This is a genomic window from Deltaproteobacteria bacterium (genome assembly GCA_026129095.1).
Taxonomy (GTDB): Bacteria; JAGRBM01; JAGRBM01; order JAGRBM01; family JAHCIT01; genus JAHCIT01.
Genome location: JAHCIT010000004.1, coordinates 49,190 through 70,703, shown reverse-complemented (window position 1 = coordinate 70,703; position 21,514 = coordinate 49,190). Strand labels below are relative to the sequence as shown.

The 21,514-nt window shown below is 66.1% G+C and carries 25 protein-coding genes and 1 pseudogene; 9 read left to right on the top strand and 17 right to left on the bottom strand.

Annotated features, from left to right (window positions below):
- Positions 1-17: 17 nt before the first annotated feature.
- Positions 18-875, bottom strand: a complete 858-nt coding sequence (locus KIT79_06945) for a tetratricopeptide repeat protein (GenBank protein ID MCW5829037.1) — start codon at positions 873-875, stop codon at positions 18-20.
- 16 nt (positions 876-891) lie between these two features.
- The gene (gene gyrA / locus KIT79_06940; GenBank protein ID MCW5829036.1) at positions 892-3,369 is read right to left on the bottom strand and encodes a DNA gyrase subunit A; all 2,478 of its coding nucleotides are present in this window, start codon (positions 3,367-3,369) and stop codon (positions 892-894) included.
- 341 nt (positions 3,370-3,710) lie between these two features.
- Here gyrA and KIT79_06935 point away from each other — a divergent pair, with 341 nt between their 5' ends.
- Positions 3,711-4,979: an ABC transporter substrate-binding protein gene (locus KIT79_06935; protein ID MCW5829035.1), complete on the top strand. Its 1,269-nt coding sequence runs from the start codon at positions 3,711-3,713 to the stop codon at positions 4,977-4,979.
- Positions 4,980-4,985: 6 nt separating this feature from the next.
- Here KIT79_06935 and KIT79_06930 read toward each other — a convergent pair whose 3' ends face one another.
- A complete protein-coding gene (locus KIT79_06930; GenBank protein MCW5829034.1) occupies positions 4,986-5,738 on the bottom strand; it encodes a ComF family protein in 753 nt (250 codons plus the stop codon).
- A 102-nt stretch (positions 5,739-5,840) separates the two neighbouring features.
- Here KIT79_06930 and KIT79_06925 point away from each other — a divergent pair, with 102 nt between their 5' ends.
- Positions 5,841-6,032 (top strand): hypothetical protein, encoded by a 192-nt coding sequence (locus KIT79_06925; GenBank protein MCW5829033.1) that lies wholly within the window; start codon positions 5,841-5,843, stop codon positions 6,030-6,032.
- A 111-nt stretch (positions 6,033-6,143) separates the two neighbouring features.
- Entirely contained in the window at positions 6,144-6,749 is a 606-nt protein-coding gene (locus tag KIT79_06920; protein MCW5829032.1) for a glutathione S-transferase family protein, read from the top strand.
- Positions 6,750-6,758: 9 nt separating this feature from the next.
- Here the strand turns inward: KIT79_06920 and KIT79_06915 are convergent, their stop codons facing one another.
- The 3 genes from KIT79_06915 to KIT79_06905 form a co-directional block, all read right to left on the bottom strand.
- Positions 6,759-8,195, bottom strand: coding sequence for a PhoH family protein (locus KIT79_06915; protein MCW5829031.1), 1,437 nt, complete (start codon positions 8,193-8,195; stop codon positions 6,759-6,761).
- Positions 8,196-8,221: 26 nt separating this feature from the next.
- Entirely contained in the window at positions 8,222-8,878 is a 657-nt protein-coding gene (locus KIT79_06910; protein ID MCW5829030.1) for a DsbA family protein, read from the bottom strand.
- Between the two features lie 143 nt (positions 8,879-9,021).
- Complete coding sequence (locus tag KIT79_06905) at positions 9,022-9,225, bottom strand: hypothetical protein (GenBank protein MCW5829029.1); 204 nt, start codon at positions 9,223-9,225, stop codon at positions 9,022-9,024.
- A gap of 143 nt (positions 9,226-9,368) precedes the next feature.
- On the opposite strand from KIT79_06905, the gene KIT79_06900 reads away from it, so the two are divergent.
- From KIT79_06900 to ilvN, 4 genes are all read left to right on the top strand, one after another.
- A complete protein-coding gene (locus KIT79_06900) occupies positions 9,369-9,605 on the top strand; it encodes a ribbon-helix-helix protein, CopG family (GenBank protein MCW5829028.1) in 237 nt (78 codons plus the stop codon).
- Complete coding sequence (locus KIT79_06895) at positions 9,599-9,952, top strand: type II toxin-antitoxin system PemK/MazF family toxin (GenBank protein ID MCW5829027.1); 354 nt, start codon at positions 9,599-9,601, stop codon at positions 9,950-9,952. The genes KIT79_06900 and KIT79_06895 overlap by 7 nt, the downstream gene beginning before the upstream one ends.
- Before the next feature lie 254 nt (positions 9,953-10,206).
- The gene (ilvB, locus tag KIT79_06890) at positions 10,207-11,982 is read left to right on the top strand and encodes a biosynthetic-type acetolactate synthase large subunit (GenBank protein ID MCW5829026.1); all 1,776 of its coding nucleotides are present in this window, start codon (positions 10,207-10,209) and stop codon (positions 11,980-11,982) included.
- Between the two features lie 40 nt (positions 11,983-12,022).
- Complete coding sequence (ilvN, locus tag KIT79_06885) at positions 12,023-12,562, top strand: acetolactate synthase small subunit (protein ID MCW5829025.1); 540 nt, start codon at positions 12,023-12,025, stop codon at positions 12,560-12,562.
- A gap of 132 nt (positions 12,563-12,694) precedes the next feature.
- Here the strand turns inward: ilvN and KIT79_06880 are convergent, their stop codons facing one another.
- Positions 12,695-13,249, bottom strand: coding sequence for a J domain-containing protein (locus KIT79_06880; GenBank protein ID MCW5829024.1), 555 nt, complete (start codon positions 13,247-13,249; stop codon positions 12,695-12,697).
- 113 nt (positions 13,250-13,362) lie between these two features.
- Between KIT79_06880 and KIT79_06875 the strand changes: the two genes are divergently transcribed.
- Positions 13,363-13,563 (top strand): helix-turn-helix domain-containing protein, encoded by a 201-nt coding sequence (locus KIT79_06875; protein ID MCW5829023.1) that lies wholly within the window; start codon positions 13,363-13,365, stop codon positions 13,561-13,563.
- Positions 13,564-13,678: 115 nt separating this feature from the next.
- A complete protein-coding gene (locus KIT79_06870) occupies positions 13,679-15,031 on the top strand; it encodes a B12-binding domain-containing radical SAM protein (protein MCW5829022.1) in 1,353 nt (450 codons plus the stop codon).
- Here KIT79_06870 and KIT79_06865 read toward each other — a convergent pair.
- The 10 genes and pseudogenes from KIT79_06865 to KIT79_06820 all read right to left on the bottom strand — a co-directional run bounded on the left by KIT79_06865 (position 14,998) and on the right by KIT79_06820 (position 21,427).
- Positions 14,998-15,360 carry a hypothetical protein gene (locus tag KIT79_06865; GenBank protein MCW5829021.1) on the bottom strand — a complete coding sequence of 121 codons (363 nt, stop codon included), beginning with the start codon at positions 15,358-15,360 and terminating at the stop codon, positions 14,998-15,000. The two genes, KIT79_06870 and KIT79_06865, sit on opposite strands and share 34 nt — an antisense overlap.
- Complete coding sequence (locus tag KIT79_06860) at positions 15,357-15,833, bottom strand: hypothetical protein (protein MCW5829020.1); 477 nt, start codon at positions 15,831-15,833, stop codon at positions 15,357-15,359. The genes KIT79_06865 and KIT79_06860 overlap by 4 nt, the downstream gene beginning before the upstream one ends.
- A gap of 16 nt (positions 15,834-15,849) precedes the next feature.
- The gene (locus KIT79_06855) at positions 15,850-16,149 is read right to left on the bottom strand and encodes an AHH domain-containing protein (GenBank protein MCW5829019.1); all 300 of its coding nucleotides are present in this window, start codon (positions 16,147-16,149) and stop codon (positions 15,850-15,852) included.
- Between the two features lie 216 nt (positions 16,150-16,365).
- Positions 16,366-16,443 (bottom strand): annotated as a pseudogene (locus KIT79_06850) (hypothetical protein).
- Between the two features lie 397 nt (positions 16,444-16,840).
- Positions 16,841-17,851 (bottom strand): radical SAM protein, encoded by a 1,011-nt coding sequence (locus KIT79_06845; protein ID MCW5829018.1) that lies wholly within the window; start codon positions 17,849-17,851, stop codon positions 16,841-16,843.
- A 6-nt stretch (positions 17,852-17,857) separates the two neighbouring features.
- Entirely contained in the window at positions 17,858-18,691 is an 834-nt protein-coding gene (locus tag KIT79_06840) for a hypothetical protein (GenBank protein ID MCW5829017.1), read from the bottom strand.
- Positions 18,688-19,134 carry a S24/S26 family peptidase gene (locus KIT79_06835; protein MCW5829016.1) on the bottom strand — a complete coding sequence of 149 codons (447 nt, stop codon included), beginning with the start codon at positions 19,132-19,134 and terminating at the stop codon, positions 18,688-18,690. The genes KIT79_06840 and KIT79_06835 overlap by 4 nt, the downstream gene beginning before the upstream one ends.
- Positions 19,131-19,400 (bottom strand): PqqD family protein, encoded by a 270-nt coding sequence (locus KIT79_06830; GenBank protein MCW5829015.1) that lies wholly within the window; start codon positions 19,398-19,400, stop codon positions 19,131-19,133. The genes KIT79_06835 and KIT79_06830 overlap by 4 nt, the downstream gene beginning before the upstream one ends.
- A gap of 206 nt (positions 19,401-19,606) precedes the next feature.
- A complete protein-coding gene (locus KIT79_06825) occupies positions 19,607-20,602 on the bottom strand; it encodes an RluA family pseudouridine synthase (GenBank protein MCW5829014.1) in 996 nt (331 codons plus the stop codon).
- A 12-nt stretch (positions 20,603-20,614) separates the two neighbouring features.
- The gene (locus tag KIT79_06820; GenBank protein MCW5829013.1) at positions 20,615-21,427 is read right to left on the bottom strand and encodes a methyltransferase domain-containing protein; all 813 of its coding nucleotides are present in this window, start codon (positions 21,425-21,427) and stop codon (positions 20,615-20,617) included.
- Positions 21,428-21,514: the final 87 nt, after the last annotated feature.

The following is a 21,514-nucleotide window of genomic DNA, read 5'->3' as shown; positions in this document are numbered from 1 at the left end:
CCGGCGGCGTCCGTACCCTACCGGGTTCCCTTCTCGGCCTTTTCGGCGAGCTTCGTCTCCAGTGCCTCGATGCGGGCGCGGATCACGGAGGCGCCGGGGTAGTGGGCCGAGACGCTCCGGTAGCTCTCCACCGCCTCGGCCGGCATTTCCATGTTTTCTAGGGCGCGGGCCCGCTCGATCCGCACGAGGTCAAGGAAGTCGGGTGCCTCGGACGCGGCGATACCGGGATCCGAAAAGAGGGCCGCCTCGGCCGTGTCGAGGCTCTTGACCGCCTCCGGGTAGCTCCCCTGCATGGACTGGAGCGCGGCGAGCAGGTACCACGCACGCGGGGCCAGCGGCGAACCGGGAAAGTCGCGGAGAAACTGCTCGTACTTGGCGTACGCCTGGTCGCGGTTGCCGATCTTCTCGTATTCGCGGGCGACGTTGAGCCGCGCCTGCCCCGCACGGGCGAAATCCGGGTAGTCGTTCCCCAGCCGGACCAGGACATCAATGGCCTTCTGCGGGTTGTCGAGCCGCTCGGAATAGAGTCTCGCCGCCCGCTCCAGTGCCTCCGGGGCCAGGGCGTCTTTCGGAAAGGAGGTCGTGAACCGGACGTACACCTCGACGGCGAACTCCGGCCGGTTCAGTTCCAGCTCCTCGGTGCGGGCGAAGTCATAGAGGTTGCGGGCGGCGTGGGGGCCGCGGGGGCTCGCCTCGTAGGCCTGGAAGAACAGGTCGGCCGCCTCGGCGGGCTTCGACGCCCGGAGCGCGGCCTGCGCCTGCTCCCGGAGCCGCACGTCGCGCCCCATGCGGTCGCAGGAGGCGGCATGGAGCGACAGAAGGGCGAGGGCGGCGCCCAGGGAGACCGGCGTGAGGAGCCTGCTGGCGGAAACCATGCGCCCGCCGTGCCGGTCAGCTTCCGCCGTCCGCGTCGTCGCCGGCCGTCTCGTTCTCGCCGGCAACGCGGGTGATGGAACTGACAGACTCGCCCGCATCCACGTTCAGCAGCCGGACACCCTGGGTGTTGCGGCCGATGACGCTGATCTCCTTCACGTTGATGCGGATCAGCTTGCCGTGGGTGGTGATGAGCATGAGCTGGTCGTCGTCCTCGACGCGCTCGACCGACACCACATGGCCGGTCTTCTCCGTGACGTTGGCGTTGATGACACCCTTGCCGCCCCGGTTGGTGATCCGGTACTCGGCGACCGGCGTGCGCTTGCCGTAGCCGTTGGCCATGACGGTGAGGATGGTCGAACTCTCCCGGACGGCGGCCGCACCCACCACCTCGTCGTCGTCATCGAGGTCGATGCCGCGGACACCCACGGCGGCGCGGCCCATCGGGCGCACCTTGCCGTTCGGGAACCGGACCGCCATCCCCTTGCGCGAGCCGATCATGATCTCGTCGCCGGCGGTGCAGGAGAGCACGGTCTTCAGCTCGTCGCCCTCGTCAATGCCGAGCGCGATGATCCCGCTCGGCCTGGGGCGGGAGAAGTCCTCCAGCGAGGTCTTCTTCACCGTGCCCTTCTTGGTGACGAACAGCAGGAACTGGTCCGGCGTGAACTCGCGGAGCGGCATCACCGTGGCGATGCGCTCGCCCTCGCCGGAGCGTATCTGCACCAGGTTCACGATCGCCTTGCCCTTGGCGATGCGCGAGCCCTCCGGGATGTCGTGGACCTTGAGCCAGTAGATGCGGCCCAGGGTGGTGAAGATGAGGAGGTAGCTCTTGGTCGAGCAGGCGAAGACCGTCTCGACGAAATCCTCCTCCTTCGTGGTGGCGCCGATGACGCCCTTCCCGCCGCGCCGCTGCGAGCGGTAGAGCGACGTGGAACTGCGCTTGATGTAGCCCTGGTGGGACACGGTCACGACCATCGGCTCGTCGGCGATGAGGTCCTCGGCGTCGATGTCGCCGGCGGCCGCGGCGATCTGCGTGCGCCGCTCGTCGCCGAACCGGTCGCGCATCTCCACCGTCTCGGTGCGGATGATGGCATAAACCTTCTTCTCGTCGGCGAGGATGGCCTCCAGTTCGGCGATCAGCTTCATCACCTCGGCCAGCTCGTCGAGGATCTTCTGCCGCTCCATGCCGGTGAGGCGCTGGAGGCGGAGTTCGAGGATTTCCTTGGCCTGCACGTCGCTCAGGCCGAACTTCGCCATGAGGCCCTGGTGGGCGTCGTCCGGGTTCTTCGAACCCCGGATCAGCGCGATCACCTCGTCCAGGTTGTCGAGGGCGATCTTGAACCCTTCGAGGACATGCGCCCGGCGCCGGGCCTGACGCAACAGGAAGGCGGTGCGGCGGGTGACGACCTCGAACCGGTGCTTGATGAACTCCTGGAGGATCTCCTTCAGCGAGAGCGTAGAGGGGCGCCCGCCGCGGATGCCGAGCATGATGATGCCGTAGCTGTCCTGGAGCTGCGTGTGCTTGTACAGGTTGTTCAGCACCACGCCGCCGTTGGCGTCCTTCTTCAGCTCGATGACGATCCGCATGCCGCTGCGGTCCGATTCGTCGCGGATGTCGGAGATGCCCTCGACCCGCTTGTCGCGCACCAGGTCGGCGATCTTCTCGATCAGCCGGGCCTTGTTCACCTGGTAGGGGATTTCCGTGACGACGATCGCCTCGCGGTCCTTGCGGACTTCCTCGAACTCGGCCTTGGCGCGCACGATCACCTTGCCGCGGCCGGTGTGGTAGGCGTCCACGATGCCGTTGCGGCCCATGATGGTCCCGGCGGTGGGGAAATCCGGCCCCTTCACATGCTTCATCAGGTCGTCGATGCTGGCCTGCGGGTTGTCAATGAGTTCACAGATGGCATTGCACAGCTCGGTCAGGTTGTGCGGCGGAATCTTGGTCGCCATGCCGACGGCGATGCCGTCCGAGCCGTTGATAAGCAGGTTCGGAATCCTGCCGGGCAGCACGACCGGCTCCATCACCGCACCGTCGAAGTTCGGGGTGAAATCGACCGTCTCCCGGTCAATATCCTCCATAAGGGCTTCGGCAAGCGGCGTCAGTCTGGACTCGGTGTACCGGTAGGCGGCCGGCGGGTCGCCGTCCACCGAGCCGAAGTTCCCCTGTCCGTCGATCAGCGGGTAGCGCAGGTTCCAGGGCTGGGCCATGCGGACCAGGGCGTCATAGACGGCCGAGTCCCCGTGCGGGTGGTATTTCTTCAGCACCTCGCCCACGACGCCGGCGCACTTGGAGTGCTTCTTGTCGGAGGTGAGCCCCTCGCGGAGCATCGCATAGAGGATGCGGCGGTGGACCGGCTTCATCCCGTCGCGGATATCGGGCAGGGCGCGGCCGACGATGACCGACATGGCATAGGCCATGTACGAGTTCCGCATCTCGTCCTCGATGCTGATGGGCTGGGTTCTGTGCGTGTTCGGGGTCTGGGATTCGGGCATGGAAAACGGGGGTCCGCTTCTGGGTCGGAATAGCTCTCGCCTACAGGCAGTTTTCTACCGCGACCGGGCCGGGCAAATCAACGACCGGGGCGAGATTTGACGGCCCGGAAACAGGCCGGGGAGCGGCGCGTCAGGGGGGTGCCGGGGGGCCGGTGCTAACTGGTCAATATTGTTGACTGTTTCAGCCCTGTCCGGCACACTGCCCGTTGTAGCAGTTTTGTAACCCGTGCGACGGGCTCCGGAATCCGGGAAGGAAGCGTTGGCGGTAACGCGCCTGGGATGTTCCGGGAGACGGCACGGGGCCAGTGTGAAAGCGCGGCCGGACGGAAGGACATGGTGCAGTGAGGAAAGAGACTATCCGCAGCAGGATCGTGATTTGTGCCACATGGATCTGGATGCTGGCGCTTGCCGTCCCGGCGATGGCCCAGAATCCCTTCACGATCGTCCACCGCGGCATCGAGTTCGCCGAGCGGGGCAAGCCGGTCACGATCAGCGTCACGATCGAGCCCGACAGCCAGCTCGAATACGCCTCGGTGTTCTACCGCCGCGCCGGCAACCGCAGCTACTCGCAGCTCTACCTCCAGAAGATCAAGGGCGGGAACTACAAGGCGGATATCGAGGCCAAGGCCGTCACTCCTGAGGGGCTCGAATACTACATCTCCGCCGTCAACCGCCGCGCCGAGGAGTTCGTCCTGTTCGCCTCGCCGGAGAAGCCGCAGGTCATCTCCACCAAGCGCGTCTCGGTCATCGTGACCGAGAAGATCGACCGGTACGACAAGGTGGTCGAGGGAATCCGCTCGGCCCTCAAGGCGGAAATCGAGATCTACGACATGAACCGGGACGACAACCAGGGCCGGACCATCGTGGACCGGCTGGTGAAGGCCACCGACAAGCCCGACCTCATCGTCACGGTGGGCCTGGGCGCCTCGCGCCTGTGCCGCGACCATGTGAAGAACATCCCGGTGCTCTTCTCGATGGTAACCAATCCCCAGCGCGAGGACCTCAAGACCAAGAACATGACCGGCCTGTCGCTGGACGTGCCGGTGAAGGCGCAGCTCGTCACCTTCAAGAGCGTCGTACCCAAGATACAGAAGGTCGGCGTCCTCTATGATCCCAAGAACACCGGCGACCTCATCGAGCAGGCCCGCTTCATCGCCCCCTCGCAGGGGTTCGAGATCCTCCCCGTCCGGGTGGATGACCCGAGCGATCTGGCGAACGCGCTCCGCAAGTTCGAGGGCGGCATTGACGCCCTGTGGCTCGTCCCCGACCGCACCGTCGTCCGGGGCGACACGATAAAGCTGATCCTCAAGTTCACCCTCGACCGCAAGATCCCGTTCTTCGTCTTCGAGCGGTCGTTCGTCACGGCGGGCGCGCTCGTGGGGCTCTCGCCCGACCTGTTCGACATCGGCCGCAAGGTGGGCGACCTGTCCAACCGGGTACTCGGCGGAGCCGACCCCGGCCTCATCACCATCGCCAGCCCCGACAAGCTCATGGTCACGCTCAACAACGAGACGGCCAAGGCGATCGGCGTGGACCGCACCATCGCGCTGAACGTGATGCAGTACGCCGCCGAGAACGGTTTCCCGATCGAGATCGTCGGGTCGCGCTAGGCGCCGCTACTCCTGCACCGTCCGGGCGAGGGTGAGCCCCCGCACCGTTCCCGCCCCCTGGGATTTCAGGATGGCGGCGCAGGCCCTGAGCGTCGCCGCCGTCGTGCAGACATCGTCCACCAGATAGACCACGGGAGTTCCCTCAAGGCGGGCACCCGCCGCCCGGAACCGCAGGCGCGCATTCGCCTCCCGCTCGCGGTACTTGAGCCCCGCCTGCTCGGTCCCCTCGCCCGTTGGGGCAAGGAGGTCCGTGCGGATGGTGGAACTGCCGTGAACGGCCGCCAGACGCCGGGCGAGCCGGTGGGCGAGGTCGAACCCGCGCTCCTTCAGCTTTCCCGGCGCGGGCGGAACGCTGGCGATGACCGCGCCCGGCTCCACCACCTCGCCGAACGCCTCCCCGAACAGCTCTTCCAGCGGGCGCAGGAGGGCGAGGTCGCCCCCGAACTTGAGCCGCGAGACCGCCCCTTTCAGCGGCTCCCGGTAGACGAACGCCGAGCGGACCCGCTCGAAGGGGGGCGGGCTTTTCAGGCAGCGGGGACAGGGGTGCGAGGCGGCCGCGTCGCTCATGGAAACAGTGGCGGCGAAGCGCCAGGGCTCGCCGCAGAGGGGACACCAGGGCTCCCGTACGGGCTCCAGCCTTTGCCGGCAGCCCAGACAGAGCGAGCTGCCCCGCGCCGCCGGGTTTTTCGTGCAGAAGGCGCAGCGGGCCGGGATCAGCCAGTCGAGCAGCGGCGCGGCGAAATCCTTCCAGCGGGGCATGGGGGAGTCTGGGCGCGCCGGGGGCGGGGCGGCAACTGACGGTTGTCAGTGAAACCGGCCCCCTGCCGTGCTAGCTACTGGCTGAAAGGGAGAACCATCCAGATGAGCCGCAAGTCGGTCTTTATCCGCAAGAGTTCCGAAAAGAGCAAGGCGCCGAAAAAGAGCCACGCCAAGCGCGCCGCCGCCACGAAGCTCAAGACAGCCTCGAAGATGAACGCCCACGCCGTCCAGAAGAAGGCCACCCGCCGCAACCCCCACGGCAAGTCCCACCGGCCGGGACAGGGGAAGAAGTAGCGGTCCGCCCGTAAATCCCCCCTTTGACTTCCCACAGGGTCCGGCGTCACGAATGGAGCCGCGCCGGAGTTTTATTTCACCTTCCGGCCGGGAGAGTGAACGATCATGTCCATTACGCTCTATTACGCCCCCCGCACCCGTGCGACGCGCCCCCGCTGGCTTCTGGAGGAACTCGGTGTTCCCTACGAGCTGGTCCGCATTGACCTCGCCACGGGCGGCCACAAGAAGCCCGAATATCTCGCCGTGCATCCCTTGGGCGTGATGCCGGCACTGAAGGACGGCGGCCAGACGCTGATCGAGTCGGCGGCGATCTGCCTGCATCTGGCCGACAAATACCCGGACAAGGGGCTCGCGCCCCTTCCCGGCACGCCGGAGCGGGGCGAATACTACCAGTGGATCCTGTTCGGCGTGGCGACGGTGGAGCCGCCCTTGGGCGACCTCTTCAAGCTCCAGGTGATGACCCCGGCTGACAAGCGCGACCCAGCCGCCATCGAGGCGGCAAAAAAGAAGCTCGGCGCCGCGCTCGACGTGCTGAGGAAGGCCGTCGCCGGGAAGGAATACCTCGTCGGCGGCAGGTTCACCGTGGCGGACCTCATGATGGGCTCGATGCTCTCCTGGGCGAAATCCATGGAACTGCTCGGCGGCCACCCGGAACTGGCCGAATACGCCAAGCGGCAAACGGGCCGCCCCGCCTTCCGCAAGGCGATTGCGGACTGAGGGGCTTCCCTACAGCAGGTTCGCCGACTTCTCGGCCAGCTCGCTCCGCTCGCCGTGGGTGAGGACCATGTGCCCGGCGACGGCCTCGCCCCGGAACTTCTCGATCACGTAGGTAAGCCCGTTGGAGATCGAATCGACATAGGGGTTGTCGATCTGGTGCGGGTCGCCGGTGAGGACCACCTTCGTCCCCTCGCCGGCGCGGGTGAGGATCGTCTTGATCTCGTGGGGCGTGAGGTTCTGCGCCTCGTCCACGATCATGAACTGGTGCGGGATCGTCCGGCCGCGGATGTAGGTGAGCGGCTCGATTTCCAGGATGCCGAGGTCAATGAGGTCCTGGTAGCGGCGGCGCTTGTGCCCGCCGCGGGCATAGTCGCCGCCCCGGCGGCGGCCCCCGCCGCTCTCGTTGCCCGATGACCCCTCGGACTCGGAGCCGAGCAGGTACTCCACGTTGTCGAAGATGGGCTGCATCCAGGGCTTGAGCTTCTCGTCCACGTCGCCGGGGAGGTAGCCAAGGTCGCGCCCCAGCGGGAAGATCGGCCTTGAGACGAGGAGCTTCTGGTAGCGGTGGTCGTCGGCCGTCCGCATGAGCGCGCAGGCGATGGCGAGCAGCGTCTTGCCGGTGCCGGCCTTCCCCACGAGCGAGACGAGCGATACCCGGTCGTCGAGCAGCAGGTCCATGGCGAACACCTGCTCGCGGTTCCTGGGCCGCACGCCCCAGACCGACTCCTTGGGCGGCTTGACGAGGAAAAGCCCGCTGGTGCCGTTCTCCCGCTGGCGGGCCAGCGCCGTGTGGCTCGGCACGTAGCGGTCAATGAGGGCGACGCACTCGTTCACGGCGAGCGGCGGCTCGCCTTCCTCCGGCTCGTAGCGGATCTGCCCCTCGCGGTAGAGCCGGTCTATGGTCTCCGGCTCCACGTGGATTTCCCTCAGGCGCCGGTAGAGGTCGTCGAGGTTCCGGGTGGGGCCCACCTGGTAGTCGTTCGCCTTCAGGCCCAGGGCGTCGGCCTTGATGCGGAGGTTCACATCGCGGGAGACGACGCAGACATCCGGGCGGCTCGTCCTCAGGATGGAGGGGCCGTCGGCGGTGAACTGCGAAAAGAGGTTTCCCTGCTGGATGGCGAGGGCGACCGAAAGGATCCGGTTGTCGGCCTTGTGGCTGTCGAGATCGTCGGGGAGAAGGCGGAGATCCGTCTCGAACCCCACGGCGACGATCAGCTTCCCGCCCCCTTCGAGCTCGACGCCGTGGCTGATGAGCCCCTTGGAGCGGAGCGCGTCCAGGTAGCGCATCACCATGCGGGCGTTCCGCCCCAGTTCCGTCTGGTCGCGCTTGAAGGTGTCCAGCTCCTCCAGCACCGTGATCGGCACGACGACGTATTCGGAGCCGAACTTGGCGATCGCTTGCGGGTCGAACAGCAGGACGTTGGTGTCGAGTACGTAGAATATCAATGAAGTGGGCTCCCTGGAGTATCCATTCAGGCGTCGGCCGCCTTGCGGAGATAGTGGTCGAACAGCCCCCGGTAGGTATCCAGCGGCTGCACGCCGAGCGACCTCAGGCCCCCGGCCAGAATCGTGGGGACGCCGGTCACAAGCTCGTCGTATCCGGCCTCCCGGTTGCTCTCGACGGTATCGAAGTGGACGCGCCCGTCGAGGGCTTCCCGGAGGCGGGCCGTGTCGGCCCCCGCCCCGGCGGCCAGGTCCAGCAGGACCGGCTGCGCCCCGATGTCGCGGTCCTCCAGAAAGAACGCGTCGAACACCCGCGAGCGGAACCGCGCTCCCGTCTCCGTCTGGCCGAGTTCCACGGCCGCCTCCAGCGCCAGGTGCGTGTTTGGCAAACGGGAAGGGGGTTTGATCGGGATCTCCAGTTCGGCGGCGGTCTTCTCCACCCGCTCCCAGACGTGGCTCAGGGAGTCCGGGCCGATCAGCCCCGCCTTCACCCCGCCCGCGGGGATCTCCGGGTGCAGTTCGAAGCCGGTCCAGTGGACGACGAAGCGGTATTCGCCGGCGAGACGCTCAAGCTGCTTTTCGGCCAGATAGCAGTAGGGGCAGAGGAAGTCGGAGTAGATGCGAAGGGGGATCGCCGTCACGCTCTTGAACGCTTCTCCTCTGGGGCGTCCGGCCCGGACCTGCATGCCGCACCGCTCGCCTCGTGGGATATCTCTTAAGAGCCAGTATACCGCCCCCCGCCCCCCTTGGACAGGGGAAAAAGCGGCGGTTTGGTGAAAGGGGGGGGGAAGATGGGGCAGCCGGACGCGGCGGGGCGGGAAACTGCCGCCTACCCGCCCTCCAGCGGAAGTCCGAGCGCCGGGAACATGAGCGCCGCGCCGATGAGGGCGGTCGGCAGCGTTTCGGCCACCATCTCCAGCGTGATGTCATCGGCGGCGGCGACAATTCCAGCCGGACCGAAGGCAATGACGGCGCCCACCCACCGGGCTCCGAGCGGCAACGCGCTGCGAATGAACTGCCGCCGCTTCCTCATGCTTCACCTCTGGCCGCCTTCGCTAGAGGATACCACAGGGGCGGGGTTACCGGATGAGAATATCGTTACCGTACCATTGAAGTTATACTTGGTTATACCCTCGGTTTGACTCCAGTATGACTATGGTTATACTTGGTCATACCATGAAGACTGCCGTATCCATCCCCGACGAACTGTTCAGGAAGGCCGAAAAGGAGGCCCGCCGCCGGAAGATCAGCCGGAGCGCGCTGATTACGCGGGCACTGGAGCACTATCTTGCTCCCGGCGATGACGAGATCACACGCAAGCTGAATGAGGTCTACAGCCGCGAGTCCTCTGCTCTTGACCCGCTGCTGGTCGAAATGCAGGCGCGGGCGACGCGGACGGACGAGAAGTGGTAATCCGGCGCGGGAGTATCTGGTGGGCCGACCTGCCGGCCCCGGCGGGATCGGCACCCGGCTACCGGCGGCCGGTCATGGCGATTCAGGCCAACCGGTTCAACGACAGCCGGATTTCAACGGTCATCGTGGCGGCGCTGACCGGCAATCTGGAACTCGCCAAGGCACCCGGGAACGTCCTCGTCCCGAAGGAATCGAGCGGCCTTGCACGGGATTCGGTGGTGAATGTTTCGCAGATCATGACCGTGGATAAGTCGGGTTTGCTCGAATACGTGGGCATGCTGGACCTGTTCACGCTCCGGCGTGTTGACGACGGCCTCCGCATCGTTCTCGATCTTCGTCTTCCATAACCGCTTGCTGATTTGACAGGCCCGGCGGGTTTCTGCATCATGTCGGGGTCGCGCCTTTCGCCTCTGGCGAATGGCGCAGGCGATACGGCCACCTGCCGCCAACAGCTACCCGCGCCGGGGGCTCCCTCACCAGAAGGGGGCAACGGAAAGCGGGGGGCGGCAGGCCAAAGGGCCGGCCGGGGTACCTCCCGGTGTTTGATCCAGACGCCCGCGTCCGGCAGATCCCGGCGCGAGAGCAGTGAATGGAGTCCGCCGTGGAACTCACGGGCGCGCAGATCTTCGTCGAATCCCTCAAGAAACTGAAAGTGGACACCCTGTTCGGCTATCCGGGCGGCGCGGTGCTGCACATTTACGATGCGCTGCACTTCGCCGAGAAGGACGGCAGCATCCGGCACATCCTCGTCCGGCACGAGCAGGGGGCGGTCCACATGGCCGACGGCTACGCCCGCGCCACGGGGAAGCCGGGCTACGTGCTGCTCACTTCCGGTCCCGGGGCCACGAACGGCGTCACCGGCATCGCGACGGCCTACATGGACTCGATTCCGATGGTCATCATCACCGGCCAGGTGCCGACGCATCTCATCGGCAACGACGCCTTCCAGGAGGCGGACGTGGTGGGGATCACGCGCCCCTGCACGAAGCACAACTTCCTCGTGAAGGACGTGCGCGACCTCGCCCGCGTGATGGCCGAGGCGCAATATATCGCCACGAGCGGCCGGCCGGGCCCGGTGCTGGTGGATATCCCCAAGGACGTCACCGCCCACAAGACGGCGTTCGCCTGGCCGGACAGGGTGGACATCCCCTCCTACCGCCCCTCGACCGAGGGCCACCTGAAGCAGGTGAAAAAGGCCCTGTCGCTCATCCTGGGGGCAAAGCGGCCGGTGCTGTACCTGGGCGGCGGGTGCATCTGGTCGAACGCCGCGGCCGAGGTGACCGGACTCGCCCGCCGGCTCGGCATCCCGGTGACGCAGACGCTGATGGGGCTGGGCTCGTTCCCGATGAGCGATCCCCTGTCGCTCGACATGCTGGGGATGCACGGCACCTACCGGGCGAACCTCGCCATGTCGAACTGCGACGTGCTCGTCGCCATCGGTGCGCGGTTCGACGACCGCGTGACGGGCAAGCTCGACGAGTTCTGCGTGGGAGCGAAGAAGATCCATGTGGACATCGATCCGGCGTCGATCTCCAAGAACGTCGAGGTGGACGTGCCGATCGTGGGCGACGCCCGCAAGGTGGTCCAGAAGATGCTGGACAACCTGCCGCCGGAGCCCGACCTTGCGAAATACCGCCGCTCGCTCGCCCCCTGGCACGCCCAGATCGCCGAGTGGGAACGGCAGCACCCGCTGTTCTACCAGGACTGGACGCCGGGAAGCCCCGGCGAGGTGATCAAGCCGCAGTGGGCGATCCAGGAGATCCACCGGAAGACGAAGGCGCGCTCGCCCGTCGTCACCACCGACGTGGGCCAGCACCAGATGTGGGCGGCGCAGTATTTCCAGTTCGACCGGCCGTTCCGCTGGGTGACCTCCGGCGGGCTCGGCACGATGGGGTTCGGCCTGCCGGCCGCCATCGGCGCGCAGTTCGCCCGGCCGAAGGATCTCGTGCTCGCGATCGTGGGCGACGCCTCGGTGCAGATGTGCATCCAGGAACTGATCGTCGCGTCCGAGCACAAGCTCCCCATCAAGGTGTTCATTATCAACAACATCTACCTCGGCATGGTCCGCCAGTGGCAGGAGATGTTCTACGACGACCGCTACACGGCCGTTCACATCCCGCTCCAGCCCGACTGGGTGAAGCTGGCCGACGCGATGGGCGCGGCGGGCTTCCGGGTGGAGCAGAAGTCGAAGCTGCCCGGCGTGATCGACGAGGCGCTCTCGACGACAAAGCCCTGCCTCGTGGACATCCGGGTGGACCCCAAGGAGAGCGTTTTCCCGATGATCCCCGCCGGCGGGAGTATCGCCAACCCGATCGTTGCCGACGAGGCGCTGAAGGTGCACGTCAAGGACGACCCGAACTCGGCCTCGCTCTCCTGAAGTCGGGAAGGCGTGAAGGAAGCAGGAAGGCAGAAAAGAGATGAAACACACACTGGCAGTACTGGTGCAGAACGAGTTTGGCGTCCTCTCGCGGGTGGCGGGGCTTTTTTCGGCCCGCGGCTACAACATCGAGAGCCTCACGGTGGCCGAGACGCTGGACCCCACCGTCTCGCGCATGACCATCGTCACGAGCGGCGAAGAGAAGATCATCGAGCAGATCACCAAGCAGCTCAACAAGCTGATCAACGTGATCAAGGTGGTGGACCTCACCGGCCTTGAGCACGTCGAGCGCGAGATGGCGCTCGTCAAGGTCCACGCCGAGGGCGACGGCCGGGCGGAAGTCCTGCGTATCTGCGACATCTTCCGCGGCAAGGTGGTGGATGTCTCGCCGTCGTCGTACACCTTCGAGTTCACCGGCGTCGAGGAGAAGATCAACGCCGTGATGAACCTGCTGAAGCCCTTCGGCATCCGCGAGCTCGTCCGCACCGGCAAGGTGGCCGTGAGCCGCGGCGCGGGCTCCTCCACCGAAATCCGCCGCCGCCCGGCGGGCGGCGACGCGCACCTTGCCGAAGCGGGATAAGCCCGCACCCTATAAAGGAAACCACACCCCCTAACCCCCTCTCCGTAGTCACGGAGAGGGGGAACCGGGTTTTGCCCTCTCCAGTTTCTGGAGAGGGCCGCGCCGATGAGGCGCGGGGTGAGGCTTCCTTCCTTATCCCTCGCCCTTGATCCTCAGCACCGTTTTGTAGGCCTCGTTCAGCTTCTGCATCCGGTCATGGCTGCCGCCGGGCTTGTCGGGATGGGCCTCGCGGGCGAGCGCCCGGAACCTCAGCTTGATCGTCTCCACATCGTCGGTGTGCTCGATGCCGAGCAGGATGAACGCCTCCTGCCGCGAGGGCAGCAGCGCGTGCTCCATCTGGCCGAGGTTCTTCGAAACCCAGTCCACCATGCGGCGGCCCACGCGGGTGCGGGGCGGCTCCTTCTGGAAGGTCTTGACCGACGCCCGGACGAGCGCGATGAACGCCTCGACCTCCTGGTCCGGCGAACTGGGGTCGAGGCGGATGCGGGAATACTCCGTGCGGGCCAGTTCCTCGAAGGTCTTGAGGCGGCGACGGGCCCGTTCGTATTCGCCGGGGGCGATCTGCCGGAGCGCCCGCTCGGCCCGCTCGGCCGGCGACAGGGCCGGGTCCGACAGGGTGCGCCCGATCCGCCGGAGATTGCCGAAAAGTCCTCGCGGCCTTCGGGCCGCCTGTGCCTCACGTGCCATCAGAAAAATATCCCGCGCCGTTTTCCGTTGCGCCCGCTCCCCATCCCTATATACTTCAAGGCCGGGGGCGGAAGCGAGCGGCCGTAATAGGCCGTGCGAGGGAGACACACCCGATGCAGACCACCGGACGCAACATCACGCCCGAGGAACTGGCCGCCGTGCTGGGCATCCCGGTGGAGACGGTCCATCTGTGGATCGAATCGGGGATGATCCCCTACCGCATGGAAGGCGGCACGCGCATCTTCAACGAGCTCGACCTCAAGCGCTGGCTGGAGGAGAAATACGCCGCCCTCACCGCCCTCGATCCGGAGTAGGGGGGCGCCGTTTCATTCAGTCCCGGGATGACACCTGTCATATCGGGGCAGGTAACCCCCTGCGACAGTTGGCCTTTCCCGGCGGAACCAGCCGGAGCCGAAGGGCCGTGTCCACATGAGCAAGCTTCTCCTGATCGCACCGGTTAGCCAGGAAGTCCACGGCGTCAGCGGAAAGTCGGTCCATCACCTCAGCCTCGCCATCCTCGCCGCGCTGGCGGAGCCCTACTTCTCCGAGATCGAGATCGCCGAGGAGATGTTCGCCCCGCTGGATCTCGACCAGACCCCGGATCTGGTCGGAATCACGATGATGACCTGCCAGGCGAACCGCGGGTACTGGCTGGCGGACTATTTCCGCAGGCGGGGTTCGAAGGTGATCCTGGGCGGCGCGCATGTGTCGTTCATGGTGGCCGAGGCGCTGGAACATGCCGACGCCGTCGTGCAGGGAGAGGTCGAGGGGCTCTGGCCGCAGATCATGGCCGACTTTTCCGGCGGGAACCTTTCCGGAAAGCACTACACCGGCTCCGCGCCGCTGGACCTGTCCCAGGTTCCGGTCCCGCGCAAGGACCTGTTTCCCGGCGGCCGGACCACTTTCGACGCGGGCGTCATCCAGAGTTCCCGCGGCTGCCCGATGGGCTGCGATTTCTGCACGGTCACGAAGATGTACGGAAAACTCTACCGGACCCGGCCCGTGGAGCAGGTGGTCGAGGAGATCCGCCGGTATCCGAAGAAGGCGTTCTTCTTCGTTGACGACAACATCTTCTTCTCCCACGAATACGCCTACCGCCTGTTCGAGGCGCTCATTCCGCTCCGGATCAAGTGGGGGAGCCAGGCCTCGCTGGAGCTGGCCTGCCGGGACGGCGAACTGCTGAAGCTGGCCGTCCGCTCCGGCTGCGCGTCACTGTTCGTGGGCTTTGAATCGGTCAACCAGGAGAACCTCAACGCCAACCGCAAGACCTTCAACAAGGTGGACCGCTACGATGCCGGCATCCGCAAGCTGAACGACGCGGGCATCGCCGTCTTCGGCGCGTTCATCTTCGGGCTGGAAAAGGACACGCCCCAGACGTTCCGTGACACGATGGATTTCGTCATGCGGAACCGGCTGTTCATGGTGAACCCCGGCATCCTGACGCCGCTCCCCGGCACCGTGACGCACGCACGGATGGAGAGGGACGGCGACATCCTCGACTACAACTACGAGCACTACACCTGCGGGCGCCTCATCTGGAGGCATCCGAACATGACCACCGAGGAACTGGAGCGGTGTTACCTGGAGTTCCGGCGGGAGTTCTTCTCGCTGGGCAGCATCGCCCGCCGGTTCTGGAACAACCGCCGCCACCCGCTGCTGTATCTCGCGCTGAATCTCGCCCACCACCGGAACACCTACTACCGGCCCCAGGGCCGCGAGCATGACCGGATCACCGGCGGGCAGCTCCCCTACCAGGTGGCGACCGGCTCGCCGGCCGGCTGAGGCACCCGCCGGAAATCCCTGCGGCCTGTCTGCTGTTTACTGCCCCGCCACCAGCCCCGCCCGCTGCCACAGGCGGCTCCCCGGCGCCGCTCGGTCCGGCACCCCGTGTGGCTCACCGCCACCAGCCGGTCGTTGCCGTCGTAGGTGTGCTGCCGTGTGCAGATATTGATGCCATAGTGGGTGGCCTCCCCGGCCAGCACACGGTTGCCGTTCAGGTCGTAGGCATACGTCCAGATCTGCGCCGACACCGGTGGCGCGCCACCGATCATGCCCCCGCGTCCCGCCAGCGACTGCCCGGTGTCCTGGCGCACAGTGTCGCGGGAAGTCACTTAGCAGGCCGCATCTCATAACCAGTAGGTTCAACTTCTAGAACAGACTCATGAAGCCCTGGAATGATCTCGATCGGCTCATCATTTTCATTTACCAAAAATAGTCGCCATCCGATACTTTTCACTTCATCCTCTTCCAAGTCTGGATCGTCAATCAGGTGACAAAGTCTGGAGAGCAATTCCCATTGTTTGATACGAACTATGGTGTTGATATCAGCGTGTGTCGCTCCCTGCGCCACGATTCTATTAAGCGCAGGGCCTATATTACCGCCAGGAAGGTCACGGTTTTCCGTTGTAATTGAATCTGCAATCCAGTCGCCATTGGGATCCACCACGTGCTTCCACGCCTGCCGTAGGAACAAATACCTAGCAAGCTGAGGGATACCCTCTTCAATCTGCGATTTGGCCCATCTTTCTGGATGCCTAGCACCCAGCCTCGAAAACAAATCTGCTAATACTTTCGGATCTTCCATATTGCATCCTTATCCATCACGGAAATTTCTGATTCCTTAATTTCTGCGCAATAGCTTCAAGAACGTCCATTGCTTGCTGGCGTGTCGATACTCCCTGCAAAGCTTTGTTTATGGCTGAGTAGTATTCAGTTGTGTGCAGCATATCATGTTGTTGCATTGGTAAGAATATACCATTGGTAGCGTCATCTATTCCGATCCCCAGTTTATTTAATACTCGTCTTGCTGGTTCGGCAGCAGCGGCAGAACCGGCAACAATATGGTGTGCTGCAGAGTTTGCAGGCCTAGAATGCCCAGCAGCTTCTAAGGCACGGCCCAGTACTCTAGAAGAAGACTTTACGATCTTCTTCCCGCTCGCCGTCCAGCCGCCACCGGGAAGAAGGGCCCCAACCGCGAACAGCCCCAGCGTGAGCGACTTTTCCGATACCGATGCCTCCGGGTCGGTCAGCGTGGCATATGTCTCGTATGCATCCCATGCCGACAGGGCCAGCTCCGCCCCCGCCCACACCACCGCGACGGCCAGAATGGGAACAGTCCCGCTCGGGTCCGTACAATTTACCGGATCGTTTCCGCAGTATTCGTACAGGTTGGCCGTGCCGCCGCCAAACAGGATCGGGTCCCTGGCGAGCCAGCGGCCGGTTCTGGAACAACCGCCGCCACCCGCTGCTGTATCTCGCGCTGAATCTCGCCCACCACCGGAACACCTACTACCGGCCCCAGGGCCGCGAGCACGACCGGATCACCGGCGGGCAGCTCCCCTACCAGGTGGCGACCGGCTCGCCGGCCGGCTGAGGCACCCGCCGGTATTCCCTGCGGCCTGCCTGCTGTTTACTGCCCCGCCACCACCCGAAAACCATCGACCGTGTGGCCATTCGCGTGATGAACGGCCCCACGACGAAAGACGAACTGATGGGGATCCTCGTGGCGTAGGGGGAATAGACCACTCCCCTTGTTCCCCTCTCCGTCATACGGAGAGGGGGAGGCCCGCCAGGGCCGGGGAGAGGTCCCCCCTACACCTGTCCCAGCTCGTGGCGGATGCGGGCGACGCGGCAGGCGTGGGAGTTGGGGCCTTCGAGGCGGCCGTTCTCGTAGAGGCTGATCGCCGGGCAGATGAAGCAGGTCTCCTGGAACTCGCAGGTACGGCACTCGGTGAACCGGTGCCACTTCACCTCGCGGATCTCCTGCATCCATCCGGCGCCGCGCCAGATCTCGCCGAGCGGCGTCTCGCGCACGTTCCCGGCCGGCACCTTGTTCTGCGTGCAGGCGAACACGTCCCCGTGCGGCGAGACAATCGGCGAGGAGCAGGCCGACGTGCAGATCGCCTTGTCGTCCTCGCGGACGAGCTTCTTCGCCTTCGTGCCGAACCGCCGGAAGAAGTCGGTCATCTCGTCGTCGGTGAGCGCGTGCAGCGCGGGCTTCACCGAGCCGTCATCCTTGGGCGTCATCCAGACGTCGGTGAGGTACGGCACGCCGATCTCCCGGCACCAGCCGATCATCCGGCCGATGTCGTGGTAGCTCTCGTGCATGAGCGGAATCTTGACGATCACCCGCTGGCCGCGGGCGACGAGGGCTTCCACGTTCCGCCGGACGCGCTCAAAGCGGTTCTTCTCGCCCGTCACCGCCTCGTAGGTCTCGTCGCTCCCGCCGTAAAGCGAGATGTCCACGGAGATCGGCTTCAGCTCCAGGAGCTGTTCGAGCCGCGCACCCTCCAGAAGATGCCCGTTGGAAAAGAGCCGGATCACGAACCGCCTGTCGCGGGCGTAGCGGGCGAGCTCGAAGAAATCCTTGCGGATGATCGCCTCGCCGCCGGTGAAGGTGATGTTCATGCAGCCCAGCGCGTAAAGCTCGTCAATGACCGCCTTGAACTCCGCCGTCGAAAGCTCCTCGCGGGCGGGCTGGTCCACGCAGTAGCAATGGAGGCATTCGTAGTTGCAGCGGTAGGTGAGTTCGAGCTGGGTCGTCACGAACCGGTTCGTGGCGACCAGCTTTTCGCGGATCTGGTCGAACGTGGAAATGGGCAAGACCTCTTAGCTGTCCAGAGTTTGCCAGAGGTCCGAGTCGAGGGCAAAGCGGAGGGTCCCGCCGGGCAGCGTTCCGAGGAGAGGTATGAGGGCATCCATGAGCGCGCCCGTTTCCGTTTTGGAACGGTCGGCGATCCCCTGCACCTGGGCGAGCAGCGCCGTGAGCCGTTCGGCGGGGGCCTGGGGCAGCAGTTCCGTGCCTGCCCCCTTTTCCAGCGTGACGAGCATCGCCACCGGGTGCCGCCCGGCGGTAAAGGGAATCCGGGGGTCGGAGCCGGAGAACGGCGTCCCCTCCACCATGAGCCCTTCCTTTTCCATCCTGAGAATCACGAGATCGTCGCCCAGCACCGGCCGTCCGCTGTCCAGTGCCCGGCGGGCGAGCGTGCTTTTCCCCGCGCCCGACGGCCCCACGGCCACCACCGCGCCGCCTGAGTTCCGCACAAAAGCAGAGGCGTGGACGACGAGCCCCCGGTGCTCCCAGGCGAGCCACTGGGTCACCAGGCGCAGGGCGTTTTCCAGCGCGTTGGCCGGGTTCCCGGCGGCAGGGGGCGGGGCGATCTCGATGCGGATGTTGCGGCCCGGAAACTCGATGTCGGCCCGGAACGCAGATGACGCGGCCGAGAAACCGTGCTCGCGCCGCGTGACCGTCACCTTGTAGGGGTCGCTGTAGTTCAGCGTCCGCCGTTCCAGCAGCATCATCCGGTAGGGGCGGCCCGTGGCGCCCTCCGGCCGGCCGGTGATCCGCGCCGCCGCCCCGGCGAGTTTCGGCGGCGCGGCGATGTCGAGCGGGTGTCCGGCCAGGGCGGGGCGGGCGGTGCCTGTCGCGTGGGCATCGGTCACTTGAGCAGCCGCTCCAGTCTGGCGGTGAGCACGCCGCCCAGCGCCGCAAAGAGGGAACTGGCCAGCCACAGCGGGGCCGTGGGGCCCCGGAAGGAGAGCTTGCCGCGCTCGCGGAGCACCACCCGGCCGATCACCGCCTCGCGGGGCCAGAGCCGGTCCAGCGCCTTACCGTTCCGCCCGGCCGTCCGCAAGTGGGGCTGCCCGTCCCTGAGCGTCCAGTAGAGGAAGTGGTGGACGACGAGGGGGCCGTCGCCAGAGAGAACGAGAATGTCGCCCGGCAGGAGCCGCCAGCGGCGGCGCACCCGCCGCACGGTCACGATGTCGCCGGGTTTCAGGAGCGGGGCCATCGAGTTTCCCGTCACGCGGAAGTTCACCTTGCCGCGCCGGGCGACCTCCTCGCGCAGGATTTCCCCCACCGCCTGCTGGAGCTGGGCGTTTTTCACCGGGTGATCTCCCTGACCAGTTTCTTGCCGAGAAGGTGGGCAAGGAAGCCCTCGACGTCGCGGCGGGCCTCCCCGGCCGTCACGTCGAACTCGGCCGTGAGCAGCGCGGCGAGTTCCTCCGCCGTCCGGGGCGCCTCAAGCTGCGCCCACAGGAACGTCCCCGCCGGGTTCAGCACGCGGAGCTGGCGCGCCAGCGGGTCCACGAGGATCGCTTCCCCGTCCACCTCCCGCCACGCGATCTCCCGGTTCTGCTGGTAGGCCGTCATGGCCCGCCAGTGTAGAACATGAACGGCGGGAGCGAAGGGGGAATCGGGATTCGCCTGCGGCGGGTGACGTATAGTCGAGGAAGTATTCCAGAGATTTCACCATACTCGAATGATTATTCGAATATATCCGAATAATTTTACGACCTTGCCTGACCCCTCTCCAGAAAACCGGAGAGGGGAACAGGAAAGGCATCTTTTCCCCTTTCTCATTCCTTCCCCCTCTCCACTTCAGGTGGAGAGGGGGCTGGGGTGAGGCGGTTTCCGGTCGCCCGGATCGCCTTCATGAACAGGCCGTCGGGCGGGGCCTCCACCCGGATGCGTTCGCCTTCGCCCTCCGAACCGGGCGGGGCGGGAAAGTCGAGCCGCCAGGCGTGGAGGTAGATCCGCTCGAACGGCCTCAGGCCGTCGGGCAGCCGCATCGTCGAGCCGTACCGCTCGTCCATCAGGATCGGGTGGCCCAGGTGCGCCAGGTGCGCCCGGATCTGGTGCGTCCTGCCCGTGTGCGGAAAGGCCATGACGAGCGAGCTGCGCTCCCCGCGGGAGAGCGTCCACACCTCGGTAAGCGCCGTGACGCCGCGGGTATCCACGCTCATCTTGATCCGTCCGGAGGTCGCCCGGTAGAGCGGCCCGTCAACCATCGTGTGCTCGAACCGGGGGCGGCTTTCCACCAGCGCGAGGTAGTATTTCCGCATCGTGCGCGAGCTTAAGTGAAGCTGGAACCACCGGGCCGCCTGCGGCGTCCGCGCCGCGATGAGGAGCCCCGTCGTGTCCAGGTCGAGCCGGTGGACGGGCGCCGGGGCGAACTCCGCCTCCGGGTATTTCACCTTCAGCCAGTTGACGACGCTCCAGGGGCCCTGTCCCGTGCCGCCCTGAACGGAGAGCCCGCCCGGCTTGTGGAGCGCGATCCAGCCGGGGGCCTCGCGGATCACCTGGGGCGCGGGCGCGGTCCACTCTTTTGTCTCGGGCGGCGGGGGCTTGGGGCGGACCAGTTTCGGCGGCTGCGGAAGCACCACCACCTCGCCCTCGCTCACGCGGTAGCTGTTCTCGCGCCGTGTTTTTCCCACCTGCACCATGCCGCTGCGGATCATCCGGTGGATGTTGCCGAGCGTCTCGTCCGGCAGGAGCTTCCGCACCAGCCGGTCCAGCCGCATCCCCGCCTCCGGGGCCCTCACGTCGAAGTAATGGTGCTTGGGCACGTACAAGACGGGGCGCTCTTAGCGCCTCGTCCCCACGGCAATCAACCAGAAGAAGAAGTCGTTGTCGGGCCACCACCGCCGGTTCTGGCGCCAGGGTTCCAGGTGGCTTTTCTCCCGGTCGATCTCGAACCCCGCCTGCGCGACGATGGCGCGCACCTCGTGGCTCGTGTGGCAGAAGACGCGGCCCCGCTGGGCGCGGCCGTCGCGGAGCCGCTGGTCCACGGCGTGGACCGTCTCGTCGAACCCCTGCGGGTGCCGCCGGTTGTAGAACTGGGCGTAGAGCTTTCCGCCGGGCCGGAGCACCCGGTACGCCTCGGCGAGGTAGTGCTCGGCGTCGGGCGGGTCCAGGTGAATGAGCACGTGCTGGAACATCACGGCGTCGAACGACTGGCCGGGGAAGACGCCAAGGTCCGGCTCCGGCAGTTCGTGAAAAAAGGCGTTCCGCACCCCCCAGAGCCGGTGTGACGCCCTCAGGCACATGGCCGGCGAGATGTCCGCCCCGTGGTACTCCTCCACCCACGGGGCGAGGTGCCGGGCGAGCCGCCCGATGCCGCAGCCGACTTCGAGGAGCCGCTGGGTGCCGTCCAGGTCGAGCGACTCCTTCACGAGCCGCGCCACCGGGAGCCCCTGCAAGTCCACCAGCCGCTCGTCCGGATACTGGCCGAACGGGTGGCCCGACACGGCGAGCCGCGCCCCCTCAGGCGTGCTGGCCATGTTCGACCAGAACTCGCGGTAGTTCTCGCCGAGCGCGGTCGAGAAGAACAGGGGCTGCGTGCCGGCCGTTTCGGGTTTCGGCTCCCCCTGCGGGCGCGATGTGTCGGGTCCGGCCATGACTGCCCTCAAGCGTACACCCGCCGGGGGCGGGGAGGGAAATGGGGGGTACTGATGCATTTGCATCAGGCAAATGAGCCATTTGGC